The organism is Planomicrobium sp. MB-3u-38, from assembly GCF_002836425.1.
In the GTDB taxonomy this organism is placed as follows: Bacteria; Bacillota; Bacilli; order Bacillales_A; family Planococcaceae; genus Planococcus; species Planococcus okeanokoites.
In genome coordinates this window covers 252851-272178 of sequence record NZ_PJBO01000001.1, presented here as the reverse complement: position 1 = coordinate 272178, position 19328 = coordinate 252851, and the positions used below count along the sequence as shown (strand labels likewise).

Sequence of the window (19328 nt, the reverse complement as noted above, 5' to 3'; positions counted from 1 at the left end):
TGAATTCCACTTTTACTTATCCACAGTGGATATTCGACATAAAAAAGAATATCCCTTTATCCACAGATTTATTTCTGTGGATAAAAGGATATAAGAGAATTACTGATCATCTGCTTCCGGATCTGATTGCTCTTCATTTGGCAAATCATTGCCGGCGTCGTTTCGAGACTGCGGAACCGGAGCAGCCTGCACGACTTGGCTAGGCGTTTTGCCGACATAGGATTTCAATAGTTCCCCGATATCAATGCCTGTCATTTCCTTCAAGGGCTCCTGCATATCGACCATCGTTTTGGTGACACTGCGGCCAAATGAAGGGATTCCCTGGCCGTTGCCGGAATCGATGATTTTCACTGAATCGATATTGTTCAATGGTGCAGCGACTTTTTCCGCGAATATCGGCAGCATATCGATCAATTTCTCGGTGATGATGACATCGCCATGCTGTTCCATCGCTTCAGCAAGCAATTTACGGGATTCGGCTTCCGCTTTTCCTCGTTCACGGATAACTTCCGCTTCTGCGGCACCTTCGTCGCGGCGGATTTTCGCTTTCGCTTCCCCGCTGATGACCGATTTGCGGGCTTCCGCTTCCGCTGCACGGGTGGTTTCGTAATATGTAGCATCCGCTTTGGTTTTCCGCACTTTACTTTCTTCTTCTTCCAATGTAACGGCGCGTTCCCGCTCCATGAATTTCAAGTTCAGTTCTTCGTCTTGAATTTCTTTTGCGAGCTTCACTTTTTCAAGTTCATAAGATTGCTCGGATTTTGCCCGTGCCCGTTCAGTTTCTTCCTTGAACGCAGCATCTTTGATGTCTTTCTCTTTACGCGATTCGGCAATTGAAATCTGGCGTTTATATTCTTCTTCTTTCGCTTCCTGGTCTGTACGCGCACGCTGAATCCGCGTTTCACGGTCTGTCTCCGCCTCTGCGATTTCAGCCTGTTTGCGGACTTCAGCGATTCGCGGCCGGCCCAGGTTTTCCAGGTAGCCGTTTTGCTCGTCTGCATCGCGCAAATCGGTCAGCCCAAGAGAAGTGATTTTGAAGCCCATCAAATCCAGCTGCTTTTGTGCAACTTCCTGGACGTCCTGATTGAATTTTTCGCGGTCTCCGTTAATGTCTTCTACCGTCATCTTCGACAGGATCGCACGCAGGTTACTGCCGAGCACTTCGATGATTTCCGTTTCGATCTCGCTCTGTTCTTTGCCGAGGAATTGTTCGGCGTAATTGGCGATACCGTTCAGTGTATCGGCGACTTTCACCATGGCTACCGCATCCGCCACAATCGGCACTCCGGCAATCGTGTAGACGCGCGGTGTCGAAAGCTTTAATTGGAATGAAGTCAGATTGACCGGTGTGGAAGTCTGGAAACGGCGCAGCCGGTAACCGCCGCCCCGGATGATCTTCATGGACCTTCCTTCTTCATCGGTAAATATATTCGTATCTTTTTCAGGATCCCCCAGTTTCGGTCCTGTAATGATCAATGCTTCGTTCGATTTGGCTGTGCGGTAACGGAACCTTACCCAGAAAAAGTATCCGATACCCGCCAGAACTGCGACAATCAGCACCGCAATCCCCAGCGTGGCATATCCGATTGATTCCAACATTCGTCCATCTCCCCTTTAAACAGATTTTTATTTATATCGCTCACTATTTAATACGGGGAGAATTGCAAAACGTTTCAGTTTATTTGGAATTTAATCCTGAATTGTTAAAATCAGTTCTTCTTCCGCTATGTGCATAACTGTATGAATTCTTTTGGTAAAATAAAATTACTATTGAATAAAGGAGCGGTGCCGGATGGCTAAGCTAGATGAATTTCCTATTATTGAAACGGACAGATTGATTTTGCGTGAGGTAACGGAAAAGGATGCAGACAGCCTTTTATCCTATTTATCCGACGAAGAAGTGACGCGCCACATGGGACTCGCTCCTTTTACCTCACCTGAAGATGCACTGGATGAAATCGGCTGGTATCAGTCAATTTTTGAAAATGGAACCGGCATGCGCTGGGGAATTACTTTAAAAGAGAAAAGTCACGTAATAGGAAGCTGCGGTTTTCTGAATATGTCGAAGAAGCATCACCGGGCAGAAATCGGATTTGAATTGAGCAGAGAATATTGGGGAAAAGGAATTGCAGGAGAAGCTTTGCAGGCAGTGGTTGCTTATGGATTTACCAACTTGAATCTGAACCGCATTGAGGCATTGATCGAACCGGCAAACAGCCCTTCCCAAAAGCTGGTCGAGAAAACCAGCTTTTTGAGGGAAGGGCTGTTGCGGGATTATGAATATACCCAGGGGAAATTTGATGATTTGTATATGTATTCTATGTTAAAACGGGAATTTAACGGTGCACCTTTTTCTTCCTAAGGCTCATTCGACCTATCCACTATCTTCAGCCAGTCGGACCAGGCCTCCATGTAATACGTTAAATCTTCAGGATGATGTTTGCCGCACAATGCGATTCGTAAATATAAGCCGATCAGCACGAGGTCATAGTTAGCAGACGGCCTTACTCTCAGAAAGCGAGCTGCGTAATCGAAAGTCTCTTTTGTTAAATCATCAGGTGTTGAACAAAATGCATATACAAAGTCATAGACCGGGATACCGATGACTGGAGCAGGATCAATAACGCCTGTCAGCTGCCCTTCATTGAATATGAAATTATGGAAACCGCAGTCTCCATGCAACAGATACGCTTCGGCCTTCACACCAACCTTTTCGACGAGGCCGGCAATAAATTGATAATCAGCTGGTCCAAGCGAAGATCCGATAGATTCCTTCGCATAGCTCACTTCATTCCCTAGAAACTCCTGCCAGGAAGCTGACGGCGAATCCACCCAGCCCCAGCCCGATTCAGAAGTGGCCTTTTCATATTGGGTGATAAGACCTTCAGCCAGCTCTTTCAACACCTTTTTCTTGCTGCTCCCGCTATAATCAGTTGATCCACTTATGAACGAATAAACGATATAAGTTTTGGATGGTGCAACATAAAGGATCTTCGGCAGCACTCCCACCTCTTCATATGTATCCAAGAATAATGCTTCAGGCCCGGTGACTTCCGGCACGTTCAACTTCAGCACATACTCTGAGTCATCCACTTTCAAAAGATAGAGCTCACTGACGGTTCCGCCGCTCAGTTTTTTACATCTTGATGGCTCTGCAGTTATCACGTTTTGTTTAATAAGTTCTGCTATTATTTTTTTAATCCGTGTATCCATCTCTGCTATCATCCTCACTCTTCAAAGAGCTTTTTCGCCTGCCAATATACTGAACAGATCCGAGTCGCGCCAGCCATCTTTCAACAAAATATGATCCCGCATCCTGCCTTCAAAACGCATGCCCAGCTTTTCAAGCACTTTTCGTGAACCTTCATTTTCAGGAGCGCAAGTCGCATAAATCCGGTGAAACTCCAGCTCTTCGAAACCAAAGCCGATCATTATGGACGCAGCTTCTGTGGCTATGCCTCTGCTCCAATGATCGGGATTGACGATATAGCCGATTTCACCTGATTTATTGGCGGCACTCCTGATGGTTATTTCCACCGCACCTATCAATTCGTACTGTTCTTTTAAAACGATAGCGAAGATGTAGCGGGTTCTCGGCGTCTTCTTTGAATCCGCCAAAGCTTCCGTCACAAATGCCTTCGTTTCTTCTATCGTATTTGGCCCCCATGGCTGATTCCTGCTGACGTGTTCCAGCGATGCGTATTTGTGGACTGCACTCCAATCGTTTTGTTGGAATTCACGCAAATAAAGCCGGTCAGTCTCCAGTTTCTCCATTAAATTCACCCCATTTAAATACTCAAAATCCGGACCAGCAGCCGGTTCATGTCTTCGGCGCTCTGCTTGAAATCCTGCCGATGCCACTCGATGGCAAGCCCTAGGATGGCGTTAGCCTGATAGGCACTGACCATCGAGATATCAATATCGAGCCCATCGAGATAATGTTCACTGACATCATCCCTGATCAACGTCTGGATGTGGTCGAAGAGCAGGTAATAATAAGACAACGGCACGGTTTTCGAGAAAACGATCCGGTAGAAGGTTTCGTACTTCTCGATATGGTGGAAGATGCGGATCGTGGCCGGATTGACGTCTTTCGACAGCAGGTTCCGAACATGCTTATACGGCTCCTGATAGGAATCCGCCAAGTCTTTCATGATCGTTTTGAAGTATTCCTCGAACAGATTTTCAACTTGGCCATAATGCGCGTAAAACGTCCCCCGGTTCACCTTCGCCAGCTGGCACAATTCAGTGACGGAAATCGAGTTCAGGCCCTTTTGCTTCAATAAATGCATTAAGGCTCCCCGCAAAGCATCTTTTGTTTTGGAGATCCGCAAATCCGTTTTCATATTTTCACTCCTTAGCGAACAGAATCCCTCTTTTTGTTTAATACTGAACATTATCATCTTTTTTGTTTATTGAATGTTCTTACTTCTTAGGAATATAATTTTATTGTACACTTGTTCATTAAATATGAGGAGGTTTTATTGATGAGATTAGAAGGTAAAGTTGCGGTAGTTACTGGGGCAGCATCCGGAATGGGCAAGGCGATTGCGGAATTGTATGCGGCAGAAGGCGCGAAAGTGGTCGTTGCGGATATGAATTTCGACGGCGCTGAAGCGGTAGTGCAAGGCATTTCATCGAACGGCGGAACAGCCAAAGCGGTGAAAGTGAACGTCACGAGCCAGGAAGACATCGACAACATGATTGATACAGCAGTGAACGAATACGGAACGTTGGACATTCTGGTCAACAATGCGGGCATCATGGATGGTTTTGAGCCAGCCGGCGAGATCACGGACGAAAAATGGGACCTGATTTTTGATGTAAACACGAAAGGCGTCATGCGCGCCACGCGTAAAGCGATTCCAATCTTCCTTGAAAAAGGCAAAGGCGTCATCGTCAACACTGCTTCAACAGGAGGATTGAACGGTGCTCACGCCGGTGCTGCGTACGGCGCGTCAAAACATGCCGTTGTCGGCTTCACTAAAAACACCGGCTATATGTATGCCAACTCAGGCATCCGCTGCAACGCGATTGCACCGGGCGGCGTCGAAACCAATATCGCATCCACCATGTCGAATGTCAGCCAATTCGGCGCGGGCCGCCTGCAAGCGGTACAAGGCGTCATCCCCCGCATCGGCAAGCCGGAAGAAATTGCCCAAGTGGCGGTATTCCTTGGTTCAGACGAGTCAAGCTTCGTGAATGGCACAGTGATTGTGGCAGATGCGGGATGGACTTCTGCGTTTTAATCAGATTGAATGTTAAATGCCAGTCCCGCTTGAGTGCGGGACTGGCATTTTTATGGCGTTTCCGGCTTCCGGACAGTATTTTTCGAATGCGGATAGTATTTTCTTTCTACGGACAGTATTTAGCCTGTTCCGGACAGTATATCCATTTTTCTGGAAAAACCTCACGAAGCGTTCCGTGAAAACAAGCGGCCGGACGTAAAATCAATCGATCTCTTGCCCAGTTTAAAGAGCAACAGCGGATGTTTTTCGCTGGGCGAAAAACTCCAATGGTTTAAAGGAAGCCTTAGCGGCCGCTAAGGCTTTTTCATATTATGGGTTTTTCATTCCACAGAGACAAACGTCATCCTTTTTCTGGGAACTCCATCAAATCCTTTGGTAGAATATAGTAACAGGATTGCTTGTTTACAAAAAGGAGCTAAAATGATGACAAAACACGAAACGATCGAACTTGAACCGGAAGCGGTTTGGCAAGACGAACTGGCTGGCTACACACTTCGAAACGCATCACTCGGCTCCAATGACGAAATCTGCCTGCTGTTGGCAAATTCGGTTCCTGAACTGATTGATGGAAGCTTTCCACAAAGCAAAACCACAGAATTCATCGATTACAAAGTTATTTTGTTCTCTGACGGCGTAAAAAAAATAATTCCTATCCCTCGACAACCATGGAATTATCACTATATCCAACTCTTAGGCGAAGATCAGCTCCTTCTGGTTTGTGCGAGAGCTATTAAATATGAAAATGGAGAAGTGGACGAAAATGCAAGAATCTTCGATACGAAAGGGAATTTTGTCCGTTCATTTTGCTTAGGGGATGGCATTGAACAGATTTCTGCATCGGCAGACAAGAAGATTTGGACTGGATATTTTGACGAAGGGGTTTTCGGCAATTATGGCTGGGATGACCCCATCGGGAAACATGGACTGATCAACTGGACTGCATTTGGGGAAGTCATCTACACTTACGAACAGCCAGACAAACATTTTATTATGGATTGCTTTGCTCTGAATGTACTGTCAAATAAAGAAATCTGGTTTACCTGCGGGCTATGGGATTCTCAGATAGGTAATAGAAGAAATGGCAAAACGACTTATTATATGAACGAAGAAGTCCCAAACTACCTTTCCGCTTTTGCCGTAGCTGGCGATTATCTACTGTCTGATGATAAGGCTCAAAACGACGGGATTTTTCATTTAGCTAAACGGACAGGTGCAGCGTACCATAAAGTGAATGAACTCAAGTTTATAAATTCGACAGGGAATCAGATACGCCCCGTCCTTGTCAGTGGGCGTGGCTCCAAGCTTTTGCTGCAGGGTGAAAATGAAAGTTACTTATTTGATTTGGCGGATTATAGAAATAAACAATTGCCGATTGGGGATAGTTGAATTGACTAATTGTAAGAAAAAGACTTCCTATTGTCCGGATTTACATTCCCCCCGTAAATCCTTCCCATTCTTAACCAAAATCCGTAAATACAAGAAACTACTCCATCCCTGAGCCGTCCTATAAAATTAATAGCAAAGGAGCGTCTAAAAGATGAAAAAGAAAATCCACCTGGCAATCCTGCTTTTCACTTCTGTTTATTTTCTCATGAGGTTGACCATGTTGTATGCAATGGCCAATAAGAATCACCTTTTTATCTATAAGGATACTGATCTCGATTTACTGCTGCCTAGTGCCGATATCATATCGACAATGTTGTTCTTTTTCAGTTTGTACCATTTCTTTAAATCTAATCGTCCCATGAAATACATTTCAATTGCTTTGATGGCTTTCTTTATTCCATCTACGATTCTTGCATCCTTTATATATATAACTATGAATGCCGACGACGAGCACAGCAGACATCGTTTCAATTCTGCCGATGACAATAAAAAATTTCTGGTTGTCATCGGACATATGAAAGGCCTGCATCCGGATAACGGTGACCCGCGGGATATCTACCTCTATGAAAAAACAGCGCCTTTCATATACGAAAAACTTGGACAAAGCCGAATTGAGTTAGATGCTGAAGATTTGAAGGTGTTTTCTGATATGAAGGTGAATATCGAAGAACTTTCCGTGGAAATCAATGAAAGAATGGTATTTTTTGAGAAGAATAAATGAGGCAGAAACCATAGAAAGTTTGCCTTACAAAGGATTCAAGGCGGTGATCGCAGAAGATCGTCCATAACTTCCATGAGGATCGCGTAGCCGAAGAGCATGCTCGGCGCAAAATTGACGATCAGCGAAAAAATTCGTATCGCCAGATTTTCTCTGCTGAACATGGAAACGACACTTAATGGAATGCCAAATACAGTAGCTAATAAAAGGAACACAGTCAGGCCATTTAATGTGAACAAAATTGAGATTGGCAAAAGAAAAACTACAGCGAGTGCTATATAAAATGAAATTTGGGTAAACATCTTCAGGTTTTTTCTCTTCATTACGCTCACCTCGTTTCATTCACATTATAATACTTTACAGCTTCTATAGCGGCTGCTTTTATATATTGAAACAAAGAGTCGACCAAATTAAAAACACCCTCTACCAGCGGTGCCTTTTTCCCTTACTCAGCTTCCTTCAACTTCTCCTCAACCACGACGAGCCGGTCATTCAGCTCATCGATGCGCTTTTGCAGCATGACTGCATTTTCTTTTTCCATTCCCAGTCGCTCATTCGATCTTTCTTTGTCGCGCTTAAAAGCTTTACTGATGAAAAAAATGAGGATTGTCGGAATGCCGAGTATTAGAATCGTCGCGACAATATCCCCGAAATTTAAGTAAAGTGCATCATTCATTTTCTTTTCCCCTTTGGTTTTATTGTCCCGACTTCAGGAAGAATTTCCGTTCTTCTTCAAAATCGTCAGCAAAATGTCATTCCTGATACATTTCAAGTGAATTTTTAGGCGTCAGAAAATAGAAATAGTAGGATGCTTTTTTCTTTGCATTCTTCTCTTAGTTTCCTCTATCACCTTCATGACGAACTAATATATCTGTCAAAGCAGTTAATAACTTCCATCTAATCTTTTACATTATACCAATAATATTCAGATTTTCTTTTACCTTTTCGAGCTCTTCATAATTATTTACTTGAAATAAATCAGGAAAGGCTTGGTTGCTCGACTTTTTATGCTGAAATTTGTTGATCGCACATATTCCGGTCTAATCGCCCGCATTTTATTTTAAACGCCCGCAAAATTTTTTAATCGCCCGCATTCTGATCTAATCGCCTGCAAATTAACACACTGCTATTTACGTCACTCCCCAAAGCCACCGAAAATCAAAAAGAAGCTTTTCGCTGAGCGAAAAGCCTCTGATTCGTTTAAAACCTCGAAATTAATCTTTATTTTTATCCAAAACAGTTAAATAACAAGTCCATTCCCTTACCTCTGCTCCGCCATCTCCAAATTCTTGTGGATGTTCACCTGATGCGGGAATGGAATTTCGATGCCGTTTGCATCAAGCGCTTCCTTGATGGCTTGGCGTAATTGGCGTTCGACTCCCCATTGTTCGCCGCTCTTCGCTTTGGCGATGATGCGCAGCGTTACGTCGGATGCGCCGAAAGCTTGGACGCCGATGACATCCGGTCCTTCAACAATCGTTTCATTGTCGGCCGCAACTCTGTCGCAAGCCGACTGAATCACTGCAACGGCCTTGTCGATATCCGCATCATACGATACGCCGATATCCACCAATGCGCGCATATTGCCGCGCGAATGGTTGCTGACCGTGGTGATGTCGCGGTTCGGAATATAATTCAACGTTCCGTCAAAGCTGCGGATCTGCGTTGTACGCAAGCCGACTGCTTCGACAATGCCGTCGATGCTTCCCACCGTCACATAATCATTGACGTCAATTTGTTTCTCCAACAGTAAAAAGAATCCTGTGACCACGTCGCTGACGAGTCCTTGTGCCCCAAACCCGATCGCCAGTCCCACAATCCCCGCTCCGGCAATCAGACTCGCGACCGACAACCCGAATATGCTGAAGATCGTCGCCACGAGAATAAAAACCAGTACATAGCCAAAAACATTTTCCGCCAGGCTCTGCAGCGTCAAGGCGCGTCCTTTCGTCACGTCACCTTTATGCAATAATTTACTGAAAAAGCGGCCGATCACTTTATTGCCGATGGCCCGCACAATAAAGAATGCTATCAGGATGCCGATAATCTGAGCTGCAATTACGCCAGCCTCAATGAGCAGCACTTCCCAGTCAATATTCTTATAATCAAACACAAAACCAATCCTTTCATTCCTTTTAGACATTACCGTAAAAAAAGTTTTGTCAGGTACCTCTATTAGTTCCATGTTCCTTTATAACATAAATCGTTGATGTATTTCATTCTAAATGAAAGATCAAAAGCGTATGTTCATTAGAATGGATCACAGTTTTCAAATACAATAAAAACCGCCCCCATCGATTCAGCACAGAATCAGAGAGAACGGTTTTACCTTTTATCTCCTATTCCAATTTAACTTTACGCTGGACGAACCAGTGCTTAAAGTCGTTGCCCAGTCCATCCGGCACGTCCTGGATCGAACTGACGTGAATCGGCTTTGCACGATTCGTAAATCCAAGACTGCGAACACCGAAAGCACGCTGCAGCTTGGACTGGCTTACTTCAATTTCCTGAATCCGCTCGCGGCGGGTGATGAAAGTCGTCGTCGTGAAACCGCCAGTCCGGATCTGGATCGAATCGCCTTCGAGCGCGTAACGCGTAAACAGGTAATCGAATAAGCGGCTGACGAGGCTAATCGCGAAAAGCACTCCTGCCACCCATAAGAGCGACGGCCTGAAAAACCATAGAGCGACGCCGGCGATGACCGTCACGTAATACGGACGCAGCAGCTTCAGCCAAATCGTATTGCGGGGCAGGCGGGTTAAATTGTCCTGCACTGTGTACTGCGGCAGCAACTCCCCAAGCAACGCATAAGCTTCTTTTGTCTTCATGAATGGATACAGCGAATTGGTTGCGAGTTCATCACCGATACTGAGAGCTTCTGCGCTGATCAGTTTGACTTCGACGATGCCCCAGATGCGCTTCATGAATGGCTGCTCGATTTGAATCGCCTGGACTTTATTGCGCTGGATGGAAAATGTATGAACCTGCCCGACACCGCGCGTAATGTAAATGCGCTCACGATCCGCTTCAATCCGGTAATTGCCGTAGCGGATCGTGGTAATTAAATAACCGATGACCGAAGAAATAAGGATGGCGACAATGAACAGCGGAGCGAGCAGCCATAAATGATCCGCAAAATAAAGGACCGCGTTTTCCGCATCGTCCTCCAGCGAGAAAAACTCATCGATCTGAAAATACAGCGTCAGCAGAATTGGGAAGATGGCCAGAAAGCTCAGCGATGTGAATGCGGCGCGCAATGTATCCTTTTTCGTTGAACGGAAGTATTCCTGGCGCTGCGACTTCTCTGGCCGTACCGGCAATGAAGCATCCCGTTCCCCTTCTGCTGATTCAAACGCCGCTGTTTCTGCAGAAACCCCTTTTTCAATAGTTTCCACTATCGCATCCGCTTCCTGCCTTTTCAAAACCGGAAAGCGCACTGATGCCTCGTCGCTGGAAGTGCCTGTTTCAAGCGTCAGAGACGTCAACTTGAACCAATTATGTATGAATGTTGTCGACGTCTTTTTGTTCTGGACCCGGTCGAACGCGATGGTCCGCACTTTCTTGACGAATATACCCTCACGCAAGGTGATTGATTTCTGGTCGAATTCGTAAGTATGGAGCCGCCAGGACAAAAAGATTTTCCCGACTGTAAATGCGGCGGCTGCAAGAAACGCAATCTTCGCCCAAAAGATCCATCCTGACGTAACGTCGAAATTGAAGATGAACAGGAATAAGATAAAGAAAAAACTATTGCGGAGAAATTCGAACAGTTCCACAAGCAGATAGGCCGGGTGATAGCGTTTGGCTTCCTGTGTATTATTCAAAAGAATCATCTTCCTTCACATTGGCATACGAAGCGATCAGTGAACGCAGCTTCAGCGCTTCCTCTTCCGGGATGGCAGGAATCTTATGGCTCGAAGCAGTCGTTCCGATGTTCAGTGAATATAAGCCTGCTTTTCGCAAAAAAGGTCCCTGGTCGGTTGTGACGTACTCAATTTTTGCCATCGGAATGATTTTATGTTCGACATTCCAGCGACCGTGCTTCAGCTGGATGAAATTCTCATCCACATCATAGCGCCAAGTGCGCTGGATATAAACCGGCTCGATCAAGATACTGAAAATCGCCGACATCACCGTGATGCCGATCAGCACATACAGCGTGATATTGACCCAGTTATACCAGTCCCAGTAATGGCTGGCTGCAAGCAGCGCACTAAATCCCAATAAGAAAGAACCGTGTCCGATTGTATTCGTCGTCCGCCAGATCTGGATGATTTTTGTGGAAATCTGCCTTTCTGGCTCATTCAATATATAATCCATTCTTTTTCACCTCATCTTTATTACGGTTCTGAAGTCGTTAAGTTTCGTAAAATCAAGAGCCTCCGAAGCTCGGACTGAAGGTCTCATTATTGGTCTGCGATAAATAGTTCCACTCTATGTTCTGCAGCATCCACGACAATCGTTTCACCGTTCTGCAATTGCACTTCTGCAGTATTTCCTGTGTATGCTTCATCAAAAAAGATAAACACACGTCCACCGGCTTCAGCTGACACGAAATCTCCGTTTTTGGATTCCTGTAAATCATTCCAGCTATACCCTGCCTGTGAATATTCGTAGACAGCGATTGATAGATTGCCGTCTATCAGCAAGGCGAAAACCGTCAGCTCACCAACGATCCATTCGTCCTGTTTTGTGATTTCGACCCTTTTACTGTCGAGTGAGTATTCCTCATGGTAGCTAAAAGCGAGCTTCTTCCATAAGTCCTGCTGTGATGGAAAGCCGCCATCTTCCCAGTAGCTTGTCTGGACGACATCACCGTCATCTTCCACATGCAATGTCACACCGAATTCTGGCGTTCCTTTCTCATTGATATCGAATGTACCCATATAATAGCCAGGCTCATACCGCTCCGGCCGTACAGTAAATTGCCGATTCGGGTAATTGCTGTCCAAGTATTCCATGATTTGCTCATATTTCGCGGCATGGGTGTCCGCTTTTAAAGTTGGAAGGTAGAAATAATAGCCCATATATCCGGTGATCAACACAGCAGTTATGAGCATCGCCCATTTATTCCCCTTTCTGAATATATACCAGACGGCTGCAATTACAAACAGCAATACTAAGCCGAGCAGAAGGAAGTCTATGGATTCTTTCAGTTGCATGGAAGGTCCCCCTTCAATCCAATTTTATGTAAACGGTCTTTCTTCGATGATACGCTAAACGGAACTTTCTTAATAGGAGGTGTGATAAATAACAAAAAAAGCTCAAAAAAGATGAATTTTTAAAGCAGGAGTGAGTTCGGCGCTTATTCACCCATACTCTCAACAGAAATTCTCTCGCCTACTAATTCAGCCGCTTCTTCATCTTTTACCCACACCCTTACCTCGTCGCCCTGTTCGATTTCCATGAATTCCGTTCTGACGCCAACAATTTCGGTATCGTTCCCCACAAATATTTCATAAATCGGATACTCGGCCTCCGGATTGCCTTCGCAAGGACACAGCATAAAACTTGTTTCATCAACACTCACAACAAGTCCTTGGTAGTTGCTGGAGTCGAAGGGATTACAGCCAGCTAATAAAAGTATTACGCCTAAAATAACTGCCAGTTTCCCCATCTAATTCTCCCCCTTTATTTCGTTCTCCATCAACGCCGTCAATCTTTCCTTCTCTTGAGGCATCACCGTATAAATCGTATGCGTATCGTCCGGATTCATCAGCGAAGCCGTTTCCCCTTCGCCGCCAAGCCACAGATTCAAATAATGCTTCTCTCCATCTTCCATGACCACTTTCAGATAAAATTCCGGATCACCCATATTCACGATGCCTGGCTCTTTTTCTGCACTTGAAAACAGATTGCGAAAAAGCTCCAGCTCAACCGTTTCAACATAAACAACAGGCTCGAACCCTTTTACTTCAGACAACTCGACTTTTGCGATTTCGCCTTCTGCTAATAGTTCTTCTTTAAGTTCATTCTTCGCTTCTTCAGCTTCGACCGCTTCTTTTTCAGGCTGGCATGCGAAGAAAACGATTGCTGTCAACGCGAATAAAAATAAGATTACAGCTCTTTTCATTTATGCCGCCTCCATTATTTCTTAGTATTCCCAGTAGACGGAAGTTCCGGTCTAAAGTTACACCAGCACATCAATTCAAAAACACCCGACAACGGAGGTTACAAAACCTTTCGAAGTCGGGTGTGATTTTATTTTTCCGTTAAATCGATTTTAATAGGAGCCATCTCAATCGGCTGGTTCGAACTTAATGTGCCGAATGGGACCATCAACGAATAATCATCCAGATTGAAGTTTTCAGGGACAGTGAAAGTGGTTTGATAACGATACGGTCCATCACTCGCTTGTTTCTTCGCCACACCTTGAATCCTGTTTTCCATCAATTGGCCAAAATCTCTTTCTCCTGCTTCATCCAATACTGCATCGCCGCTCCTCACAAGCGCAATAAAATAACTTAATTTTCTTCATTAAAAAAGCCATCTGGAATCAGATGGCTTGGAGCGACTCACCGAATCTTATTGGAAATATGGGTTTTATTATTGCAAGGCCATGAAACCGACTTGCCAGACGCCGTCTTCGTTTTGGATCATATTCATACTCGCTTTTCCTTCGGGGCCATCTGCATGGCGAAAAGATACCCCTCCGGAGAGACCGTCCGCAGTATGAAATTCTCCATCATCAATGTTCCTGAAAAATATAATAGAATCTTCAGGTTTGGCTCTGTGCTCGTTAGGCATAGCCAAATGTTCTTCTTTGCTCCACATGATGGATTCCTCACGATCCGTCAGCAATTCATATTCCACTTCATAATTTTGATTATACCCTGCCCAAACGTATAACTTCGCCACACTGACGGGATCGAGATCTTTCAAGTGAGCAGTATCGAAATCCGCACTGAAATTTTCGTAGGCCCCCATTTCCTCCGGCGTCAATTCGAATACGCCGTCGTCAGCTGTCTCGTTTTCCTCTTCATTTGGTGTATTTTCTTCTTCTTTTGCCGCATCCTCTTTTTCTTTATTTGCTTCTGAATCCTCGGGCACTGGCGGCACCAGCGATTCAATCGGCTCCTGCGGCGGCGTTTGCGGCTGGTCCGCTCCATCCGGATTGCCCTGCTGCACCGGAGTTATGTCCAGAACAGTATTCAGCAAAAAAGCCACCGAGATAATCAGAACGAGTGAAAATACGACACTTAATGATCGCGGCAGCCAATCCGCTTTTCGCTCTTCTTTCGTAATCCGGTTGAGCACTTGCCGTTTATGCTGCTCCGTGAACTTTTCATCCTCAAACACGCTGTCATCCATCAACCTGCGGACATCGGTCAGTTTAGATTTCATCAAAATCACCTCTTTCCAACGTATCGCCCAGCATTTCCCGCCCGCGCTTCAAGCGCGTTTTGACGGTATTGGCTTTCATTTTCAATAAATCACTGATTTCCTGTATACTCAGCTCTTCATAATAATAAAGAAGAATCGTTTCCCGATATTTAAGCGGTAGGGACAGAATGTTCTCGACGAGTTCGTTATTGGCTTGCTGGCGGACGGATTCCTGCTCCGGTGTCCGGTCCTGCGCATTGAGAAACTGGAATAAAGAATTATTGACGACCACCCGCTTCACCCAGGCAGTCCGCAGCACATCTTTGCACCGGTTGATCGTAATCTGATAGATCCACGCCTTGAAATAACCTATCTCCTCATAACTTCCACGTTTTTTATAACAAGTCAAAAAAACATCCTGAACCACTTCCTGCGCCGTGCCCCAATCCCTGACGTAACTGTAGGCTAGCTTCGTCAGCCGGTCACCGTATGTATCCATGATCTCCACCAGCCACTGTTCGGCATCCGCCATTTCATACGTCCGCGTTTCCACATTCACCGACACCCGTCTCCCCCTTTTTTTTGTTTTTTTCTATTTAAGTATCCCTCTAACGTAAGTGAGAAAGTTTTGGTTTCAAATCAGCGTAATTTTCTCTAGATTCTCATCAACATTTGGTTAAAAGATGCGCATTCCCACTTTAAGCCGTATTTTTTGCTTAAATAAAAGCTTTTCGCTGGGCGAAAAGCTTCCTTTTTGGTTTTTGGGGGTTTAGGAAAGGTGGAAATTGGATGCCGGAAGGATTTGCGTGCGATCAGCTCCCGTTTGCGTGCGATTAAATCGATTTGCGTGCGATCCGGGTCTGCTTGCGTGCGATTATTTTCATTTGCGTGCGATTAAAATTTTTAATGCGCGGTCAGAAAAATTTGCGCGCGATTAGAAGTTTTTATGCGCGATTAAAAAAAGATATGCGCGTTCAGCACTTCTTCCTCCCCAAACTTAAAACTCCACGTAAAACGGATGCTCTTTTTCATTTAAACAAAACTCGATTCTTTCCCGGAAGTTTTTCCATGTCACCATCTCCAGCCCTTCGCTTAGCGGAAAAAATCCCACTTCCAGACTTTCAGATGACGTTGTCGGTATTCCTCCAACTGGCTTCGCCAAAAACAGCGTGTTGCAGATGGATCCTTCGACATTTTGGAATACACCACAGAACTTCACAATCTCAACATCGATGCCCGACTCTTCCTTCGTTTCCCGGATTGCCGCGTCTTTCAGCGATTCCCCTTCCTCCACTTGTCCGCCCGGCATCTCCCAGCCTCTGCGTGGACCTTTGATCAACAAGATTTCACCTTCATCATTCAGCACAATAGTAGCTGCAGAAACGATATGCTTCGGTGGTGTAAAAAGTGTTTGCGTGCTTTGTTCTTTAGATATCATGGCATTTCCCCCGTTCGAATTATCTCTATAGTTTATTGACTTCAAATATACCTTATATACTAGTTCTAGCCTGGAAACTTCTCATTAGACACTAACCGCCGATTCAAACACCCTGAAGATTTCAGCGTTTCTTCAATTTCAACTAGTTCTCAAACGGCACAGTTGTTGATATGCCGCTTTGGACAATCACTAAATCCTCCAGCTCACTGGACTTTTCTTTATCAATTTCAATAACGAACGTTCTGGGGGTGGCATCAGCAGTACAGGCGCGATCCGGTTCTATTAATGGTACCTGCATAACAATATCATTGAACCATTCAATATCTCCTACCTCTAAAGCACATGTTCCCGACTCATGAACTCCGATGAAAAAGACATCTTTCCCGTCAAAATCCACAGCCGGCATCTCCCCTTCAAACCCGTACATGTCCCAGGTTTGCTCAAACTGCGACTGGTCTACAGCTCTTTTGGCCATGAATTGAAAAAGTGGCGCTGTTTCTCTTTCGAACGCACCCTCGTAAAACTCAGAAGGCAATGTCTTCTCACTTGCTATGACACTTTCAGTATTATTTGCGCTAGTACTGCATCCGCCTAAAACTAATAACATGAGCAATAGACTTATAAGAAATGATTTGTAGAATTTCATCGGACAGCTATACCTCCTCTTAAATCGTCTATTCTCTTTCTACTTTCACGTTTCAAAAAGCTCACCATTCAACGCATCCACATATCTTTTCGCCGAACGCTGCACCGCCGCGCCTGCATCTTCCTGCACAATCCGATGAAATGCATCGTAGATTCGGTTGAACTTAATTTTCTCCAACTGATCCGCCATTCGCTCAACAACCGATGCCGGCAGCGGAATGAAATTCGGATAACTGTACATGAACGTCACCCACTCACGGTCCGCCACTACCCGGATGATATCTCCCGTCAGCAAGACACCTTTGCCGTCATTCCCAGTTTTCCAATGTGCTGCAGCGGCGCCTTTGAAATGCCCGCCTACACGATGCAAAATGATGTCTTCCGCCAATTCGAGCGATTCTCCCGACCAAAAAATGATCCGGTCACTCGGTCTTGTCACCCATTCCTTATCGTCTTCATGAATGTAAATCGACGCTCCAAATGCTTCCGCCCATTCCACCTGTGCCGAATAATAATGCGGATGCGAAAGCGCGATGGCGTCGATGCCGCCAAGCTTTTTTATTTCTCCGATCGTCTTCGGATCGAGGTACGTAATGCAGTCCCACAATAAATTAAAGTTCTTCCCCTGCACCAGATACGCCGTCTGCCCGATGGCAAAACTCGGTGAAGTGGAAATGGTATAGAGCCCTTCTTCTGCCGGCACAATCTCATTTTTATATTTCTCCGCCTGAATCATCTCTTCCAATGTAGTCCAGGTTTGGCCATTCGGACTGACGTATTGCCGCTCTTCATTGCAAATAATGCACGTGTCTGGCTCCGTCACTGACTGCTCTGCTTGTACGCCGCAAGTTGTGCAGATAAAATTTTTCATTTTCTTACACCCTTTCTTCTCTTCGCTCTCTATGTATATAAAAATTTTTAATTTTAAGTTAGTTGAACTTCCCAGTAACCAGTATATCCTAAATATCCCATTTTAAATTCATCCATTGGTCCAGTTTCTTCATTAGCAGAGAGATTTAGTGGAATTTCGGTAGAATAAAACCCGAGTGATCATAGAACACCGAAAACCGCTCATAGAAATTCCCAAGCCACATAAAAAGAAGAAACCCGGCCTTCGAGTTTCTTCTCTTCATAATTTTATTTGTCCCCTTTTTCATACCTCTGCTTCCGCATTCAATCTATTTATCAACCGGACCGCCTCATCAATATGGCTTACAGCAAATAACTGAATTTCGAGGCTTTCCGCCTCTTTAACCTGACGAGCTTCTTGAGCATTTTCACTGGGAATGATCATGAACGGATATCTTTCTTTCTCAGCAATCATCAGTTTTTCTTTAATCATCCCGATGCCACTGACTTCCCCTTGTTCACTTAATGCTCCTGTTACCCCAAAGTCCAAATTATTCATGAGTTTATTTTGCTCAATCAAACCAGTCAGCGCCAAACCCAAACCTGCGCTGTCTCCAGAAATATCTTCGCTTTCAAGAAACTGCTCGACACCGGCTGTTTCCTCACCCAGATAACTCCTTACATTTTTCGCCATGACAGAAACCTCGTCATTTCGGATACCAACTAACTGCAGGAAGACATCGTTTCTGCTGTGGTAGCGTGTTTTATTGTCCACTTCTTCTATTTGAAAAAAGTCCTGGCCCCCTCTTTCAAAGTTCTTGATCAGCCATTCTTTGCTTTCTGCATGACTGAAATAAGCCGTTCCAACGCTCATCAAGTGTATGCCTGAATTTCCAGCGGCTTGAACGGGCTCTTCGTGGATCAATGTCCGGTACTTCATCTGTTCAAATTGTAAAAGGAAGAAATCAAAGATGAAAAGGATCCCCACCAGTAAAACTATCAAACTCACTTTGCCAAACTTGCCCTTTGTATGGCGATAACGGAAGAGGAAAATCCATGAAATCATTAATGTTAAAAATAATGCCCCCGCTACTATGTATGCGTTTATAAAACCGAAATAAAAAGACGAACTTAAAATAATATAAAAAATGATGAAAACAGAAATTATCAGCAGAAAACGCGAACCCCTTTTTTCCTCCTTCACTCCACACCCACCTTTTTAATAAAACGCAGAAATTTCCGTCATTTTGTTTTATACTGATTATACCATTTAATAACAATTGCACTTTGTGTTGTGAAATTTTTTTTGGGAACATCTAAGATTAAATTAGTATGAGAAGCAATTCAGGAAATATTAAATAGTTTCCACCGAATACAAAAGGACCGCCTTCTCGGCAGCCCCGCAGTGATATTTCATTTTCAAATATTCTTATTATCTTCACTAATTCTGTTGCTTAGGAAAATAAAAATGCAGCTCATTAAAAAATAATAAATAGCGATAATGCACAGGGTATCAGTAATAACCTCGAAAACGTTATAGCTTCTAATCACTATTTTCCATAAAAGTGAGCTGAATAGAAAAAGGACCGGGAACAAGATAAAGAGAGCATTAAAATATAACTTAGTCATTCTATTCATCATTTCTTAGATGCCGCTCCTTCTAACCTTTCGGCTAATTATTGGGTACGGACTAATCATAACAGTTCAGCATATACGGATT

At 44.5% G+C, this 19328-nt stretch carries 23 protein-coding genes; 4 read left to right on the top strand and 19 right to left on the bottom strand.

Translation table 11 applies throughout. The features are described from left to right. Positions 1 to 99: 99 nt before the first annotated feature. Positions 100 to 1599: a flotillin family protein gene (locus CXF70_RS01630; RefSeq protein WP_233208512.1), complete on the bottom strand. Its 1500-nt coding sequence runs from the start codon at positions 1597 to 1599 to the stop codon at positions 100 to 102. Between the two features lie 193 nt (positions 1600 to 1792). Between CXF70_RS01630 and CXF70_RS01625 the strand changes: the two genes are divergently transcribed. After that, a complete protein-coding gene (locus tag CXF70_RS01625; RefSeq protein ID WP_101801227.1) occupies positions 1793 to 2362 on the top strand; it encodes a GNAT family N-acetyltransferase in 570 nt (189 codons plus the stop codon). On the opposite strand, the gene CXF70_RS01620 is transcribed toward CXF70_RS01625, so the two are convergent. Genes CXF70_RS01620 through CXF70_RS01610 form a run of 3 tightly spaced genes read right to left on the bottom strand, consistent with a single transcriptional unit; the run spans position 2359 to position 4346 of the window. Next, positions 2359 to 3213 (bottom strand): phosphotransferase, encoded by an 855-nt coding sequence (locus CXF70_RS01620; RefSeq protein WP_158241142.1) that lies wholly within the window; start codon positions 3211 to 3213, stop codon positions 2359 to 2361. The genes CXF70_RS01625 and CXF70_RS01620 overlap by 4 nt on opposite strands. Before the next feature lie 21 nt (positions 3214 to 3234). Beyond that, positions 3235 to 3774: a GNAT family N-acetyltransferase gene (locus CXF70_RS01615; RefSeq protein WP_101801225.1), complete on the bottom strand. Its 540-nt coding sequence runs from the start codon at positions 3772 to 3774 to the stop codon at positions 3235 to 3237. Between the two features lie 14 nt (positions 3775 to 3788). After that, entirely contained in the window at positions 3789 to 4346 is a 558-nt protein-coding gene (locus CXF70_RS01610; protein WP_101801224.1) for a TetR/AcrR family transcriptional regulator, read from the bottom strand. Positions 4347 to 4487: 141 nt separating this feature from the next. Here CXF70_RS01610 and CXF70_RS01605 point away from each other — a divergent pair, with 141 nt between their 5' ends. The 3 genes from CXF70_RS01605 to CXF70_RS01595 all read left to right on the top strand — a co-directional run bounded on the left by CXF70_RS01605 (position 4488) and on the right by CXF70_RS01595 (position 7356). Beyond that, positions 4488 to 5249 carry an SDR family oxidoreductase gene (locus CXF70_RS01605; protein WP_101801223.1) on the top strand — a complete coding sequence of 254 codons (762 nt, stop codon included), beginning with the start codon at positions 4488 to 4490 and terminating at the stop codon, positions 5247 to 5249. A 423-nt stretch (positions 5250 to 5672) separates the two neighbouring features. After that, positions 5673 to 6635 carry a hypothetical protein gene (locus CXF70_RS01600; RefSeq protein ID WP_101801222.1) on the top strand — a complete coding sequence of 321 codons (963 nt, stop codon included), beginning with the start codon at positions 5673 to 5675 and terminating at the stop codon, positions 6633 to 6635. Positions 6636 to 6786: 151 nt separating this feature from the next. After that, entirely contained in the window at positions 6787 to 7356 is a 570-nt protein-coding gene (locus CXF70_RS01595; RefSeq protein WP_101801221.1) for a hypothetical protein, read from the top strand. A gap of 35 nt (positions 7357 to 7391) precedes the next feature. Here CXF70_RS01595 and CXF70_RS01590 read toward each other — a convergent pair whose 3' ends face one another. The 15 genes from CXF70_RS01590 to CXF70_RS01520 all read right to left on the bottom strand — a co-directional run bounded on the left by CXF70_RS01590 (position 7392) and on the right by CXF70_RS01520 (position 18812). Beyond that, on the bottom strand, positions 7392 to 7676 hold the full coding sequence (locus tag CXF70_RS01590) for a hypothetical protein (RefSeq protein ID WP_084243715.1): 285 nt from the start codon (positions 7674 to 7676) through the stop codon (positions 7392 to 7394). A 122-nt stretch (positions 7677 to 7798) separates the two neighbouring features. After that, positions 7799 to 8029, bottom strand: coding sequence for a hypothetical protein (locus CXF70_RS01585; RefSeq protein WP_101801220.1), 231 nt, complete (start codon positions 8027 to 8029; stop codon positions 7799 to 7801). Positions 8030 to 8614: 585 nt separating this feature from the next. Then, positions 8615 to 9466 (bottom strand): mechanosensitive ion channel family protein, encoded by an 852-nt coding sequence (locus CXF70_RS01580; RefSeq protein ID WP_101801334.1) that lies wholly within the window; start codon positions 9464 to 9466, stop codon positions 8615 to 8617. A 226-nt stretch (positions 9467 to 9692) separates the two neighbouring features. Then, positions 9693 to 11177, bottom strand: a complete 1485-nt coding sequence (locus CXF70_RS01575; RefSeq protein WP_158241141.1) for a PH domain-containing protein — start codon at positions 11175 to 11177, stop codon at positions 9693 to 9695. Continuing rightward, positions 11170 to 11673, bottom strand: coding sequence for a PH domain-containing protein (locus CXF70_RS01570; RefSeq protein ID WP_101801218.1), 504 nt, complete (start codon positions 11671 to 11673; stop codon positions 11170 to 11172). The genes CXF70_RS01575 and CXF70_RS01570 overlap by 8 nt, the downstream gene beginning before the upstream one ends. An 86-nt stretch (positions 11674 to 11759) precedes the next feature. After that, the gene (locus tag CXF70_RS01565) at positions 11760 to 12515 is read right to left on the bottom strand and encodes a hypothetical protein (RefSeq protein WP_101801217.1); all 756 of its coding nucleotides are present in this window, start codon (positions 12513 to 12515) and stop codon (positions 11760 to 11762) included. Between the two features lie 143 nt (positions 12516 to 12658). Continuing rightward, entirely contained in the window at positions 12659 to 12970 is a 312-nt protein-coding gene (locus CXF70_RS01560) for a hypothetical protein (RefSeq protein WP_101801216.1), read from the bottom strand. Continuing rightward, complete coding sequence (locus tag CXF70_RS01555) at positions 12971 to 13426, bottom strand: YhfM domain-containing protein (RefSeq protein WP_101801215.1); 456 nt, start codon at positions 13424 to 13426, stop codon at positions 12971 to 12973. A 128-nt stretch (positions 13427 to 13554) separates the two neighbouring features. Next, positions 13555 to 13779, bottom strand: coding sequence for a hypothetical protein (locus CXF70_RS01550; protein WP_101801214.1), 225 nt, complete (start codon positions 13777 to 13779; stop codon positions 13555 to 13557). Between the two features lie 120 nt (positions 13780 to 13899). After that, positions 13900 to 14697, bottom strand: coding sequence for a hypothetical protein (locus CXF70_RS01545; protein ID WP_101801213.1), 798 nt, complete (start codon positions 14695 to 14697; stop codon positions 13900 to 13902). Beyond that, entirely contained in the window at positions 14687 to 15241 is a 555-nt protein-coding gene (locus CXF70_RS01540; protein WP_233208511.1) for a sigma-70 family RNA polymerase sigma factor, read from the bottom strand. Before CXF70_RS01540 ends, CXF70_RS01545 begins: the two co-directional genes overlap by 11 nt. 432 nt (positions 15242 to 15673) lie before the next feature. After that, positions 15674 to 16114, bottom strand: a complete 441-nt coding sequence (locus CXF70_RS01535) for an NUDIX hydrolase (protein WP_101801212.1) — start codon at positions 16112 to 16114, stop codon at positions 15674 to 15676. A 142-nt stretch (positions 16115 to 16256) separates the two neighbouring features. Then, on the bottom strand, positions 16257 to 16760 hold the full coding sequence (locus tag CXF70_RS01530; RefSeq protein WP_101801211.1) for a hypothetical protein: 504 nt from the start codon (positions 16758 to 16760) through the stop codon (positions 16257 to 16259). A 45-nt stretch (positions 16761 to 16805) separates the two neighbouring features. Next, positions 16806 to 17630: an MBL fold metallo-hydrolase gene (locus CXF70_RS01525; RefSeq protein ID WP_101801210.1), complete on the bottom strand. Its 825-nt coding sequence runs from the start codon at positions 17628 to 17630 to the stop codon at positions 16806 to 16808. A gap of 282 nt (positions 17631 to 17912) precedes the next feature. Beyond that, entirely contained in the window at positions 17913 to 18812 is a 900-nt protein-coding gene (locus tag CXF70_RS01520) for a S16 family serine protease (RefSeq protein ID WP_101801209.1), read from the bottom strand. Positions 18813 to 19328 lie beyond the last annotated feature (516 nt).

Coding starts and splice junctions, on each gene's coding strand:
- CXF70_RS01595 (WP_101801221.1), top strand. CDS start 6,787: ATGAAAAAGAAAATCCACCTGGCAATCCTGCTTTTCACTTCTGTTTAT.
- CXF70_RS01605 (WP_101801223.1), top strand. CDS start 4,488: ATGAGATTAGAAGGTAAAGTTGCGGTAGTTACTGGGGCAGCATCCGGA.
- CXF70_RS01630 (WP_233208512.1), bottom strand. CDS start 1,599: ATGTTGGAATCAATCGGATATGCCACGCTGGGGATTGCGGTGCTGATT.
- CXF70_RS01600 (WP_101801222.1), top strand. CDS start 5,673: ATGACAAAACACGAAACGATCGAACTTGAACCGGAAGCGGTTTGGCAA.
- CXF70_RS01620 (WP_158241142.1), bottom strand. CDS start 3,213: ATGGATACACGGATTAAAAAAATAATAGCAGAACTTATTAAACAAAAC.
- CXF70_RS01530 (WP_101801211.1), bottom strand. CDS start 16,760: ATGAAATTCTACAAATCATTTCTTATAAGTCTATTGCTCATGTTATTA.
- CXF70_RS01625 (WP_101801227.1), top strand. CDS start 1,793: ATGGCTAAGCTAGATGAATTTCCTATTATTGAAACGGACAGATTGATT.
- CXF70_RS01565 (WP_101801217.1), bottom strand. CDS start 12,515: ATGCAACTGAAAGAATCCATAGACTTCCTTCTGCTCGGCTTAGTATTG.
- CXF70_RS01570 (WP_101801218.1), bottom strand. CDS start 11,673: ATGGATTATATATTGAATGAGCCAGAAAGGCAGATTTCCACAAAAATC.
- CXF70_RS01615 (WP_101801225.1), bottom strand. CDS start 3,774: ATGGAGAAACTGGAGACTGACCGGCTTTATTTGCGTGAATTCCAACAA.
- CXF70_RS01555 (WP_101801215.1), bottom strand. CDS start 13,426: ATGAAAAGAGCTGTAATCTTATTTTTATTCGCGTTGACAGCAATCGTT.
- CXF70_RS01560 (WP_101801216.1), bottom strand. CDS start 12,970: ATGGGGAAACTGGCAGTTATTTTAGGCGTAATACTTTTATTAGCTGGC.
- CXF70_RS01525 (WP_101801210.1), bottom strand. CDS start 17,630: ATGAAAAATTTTATCTGCACAACTTGCGGCGTACAAGCAGAGCAGTCA.
- CXF70_RS01585 (WP_101801220.1), bottom strand. CDS start 8,029: ATGAATGATGCACTTTACTTAAATTTCGGGGATATTGTCGCGACGATT.
- CXF70_RS01535 (WP_101801212.1), bottom strand. CDS start 16,114: ATGATATCTAAAGAACAAAGCACGCAAACACTTTTTACACCACCGAAG.
- CXF70_RS01610 (WP_101801224.1), bottom strand. CDS start 4,346: ATGAAAACGGATTTGCGGATCTCCAAAACAAAAGATGCTTTGCGGGGA.
- CXF70_RS01545 (WP_101801213.1), bottom strand. CDS start 14,697: ATGAAATCTAAACTGACCGATGTCCGCAGGTTGATGGATGACAGCGTG.
- CXF70_RS01590 (WP_084243715.1), bottom strand. CDS start 7,676: ATGAAGAGAAAAAACCTGAAGATGTTTACCCAAATTTCATTTTATATA.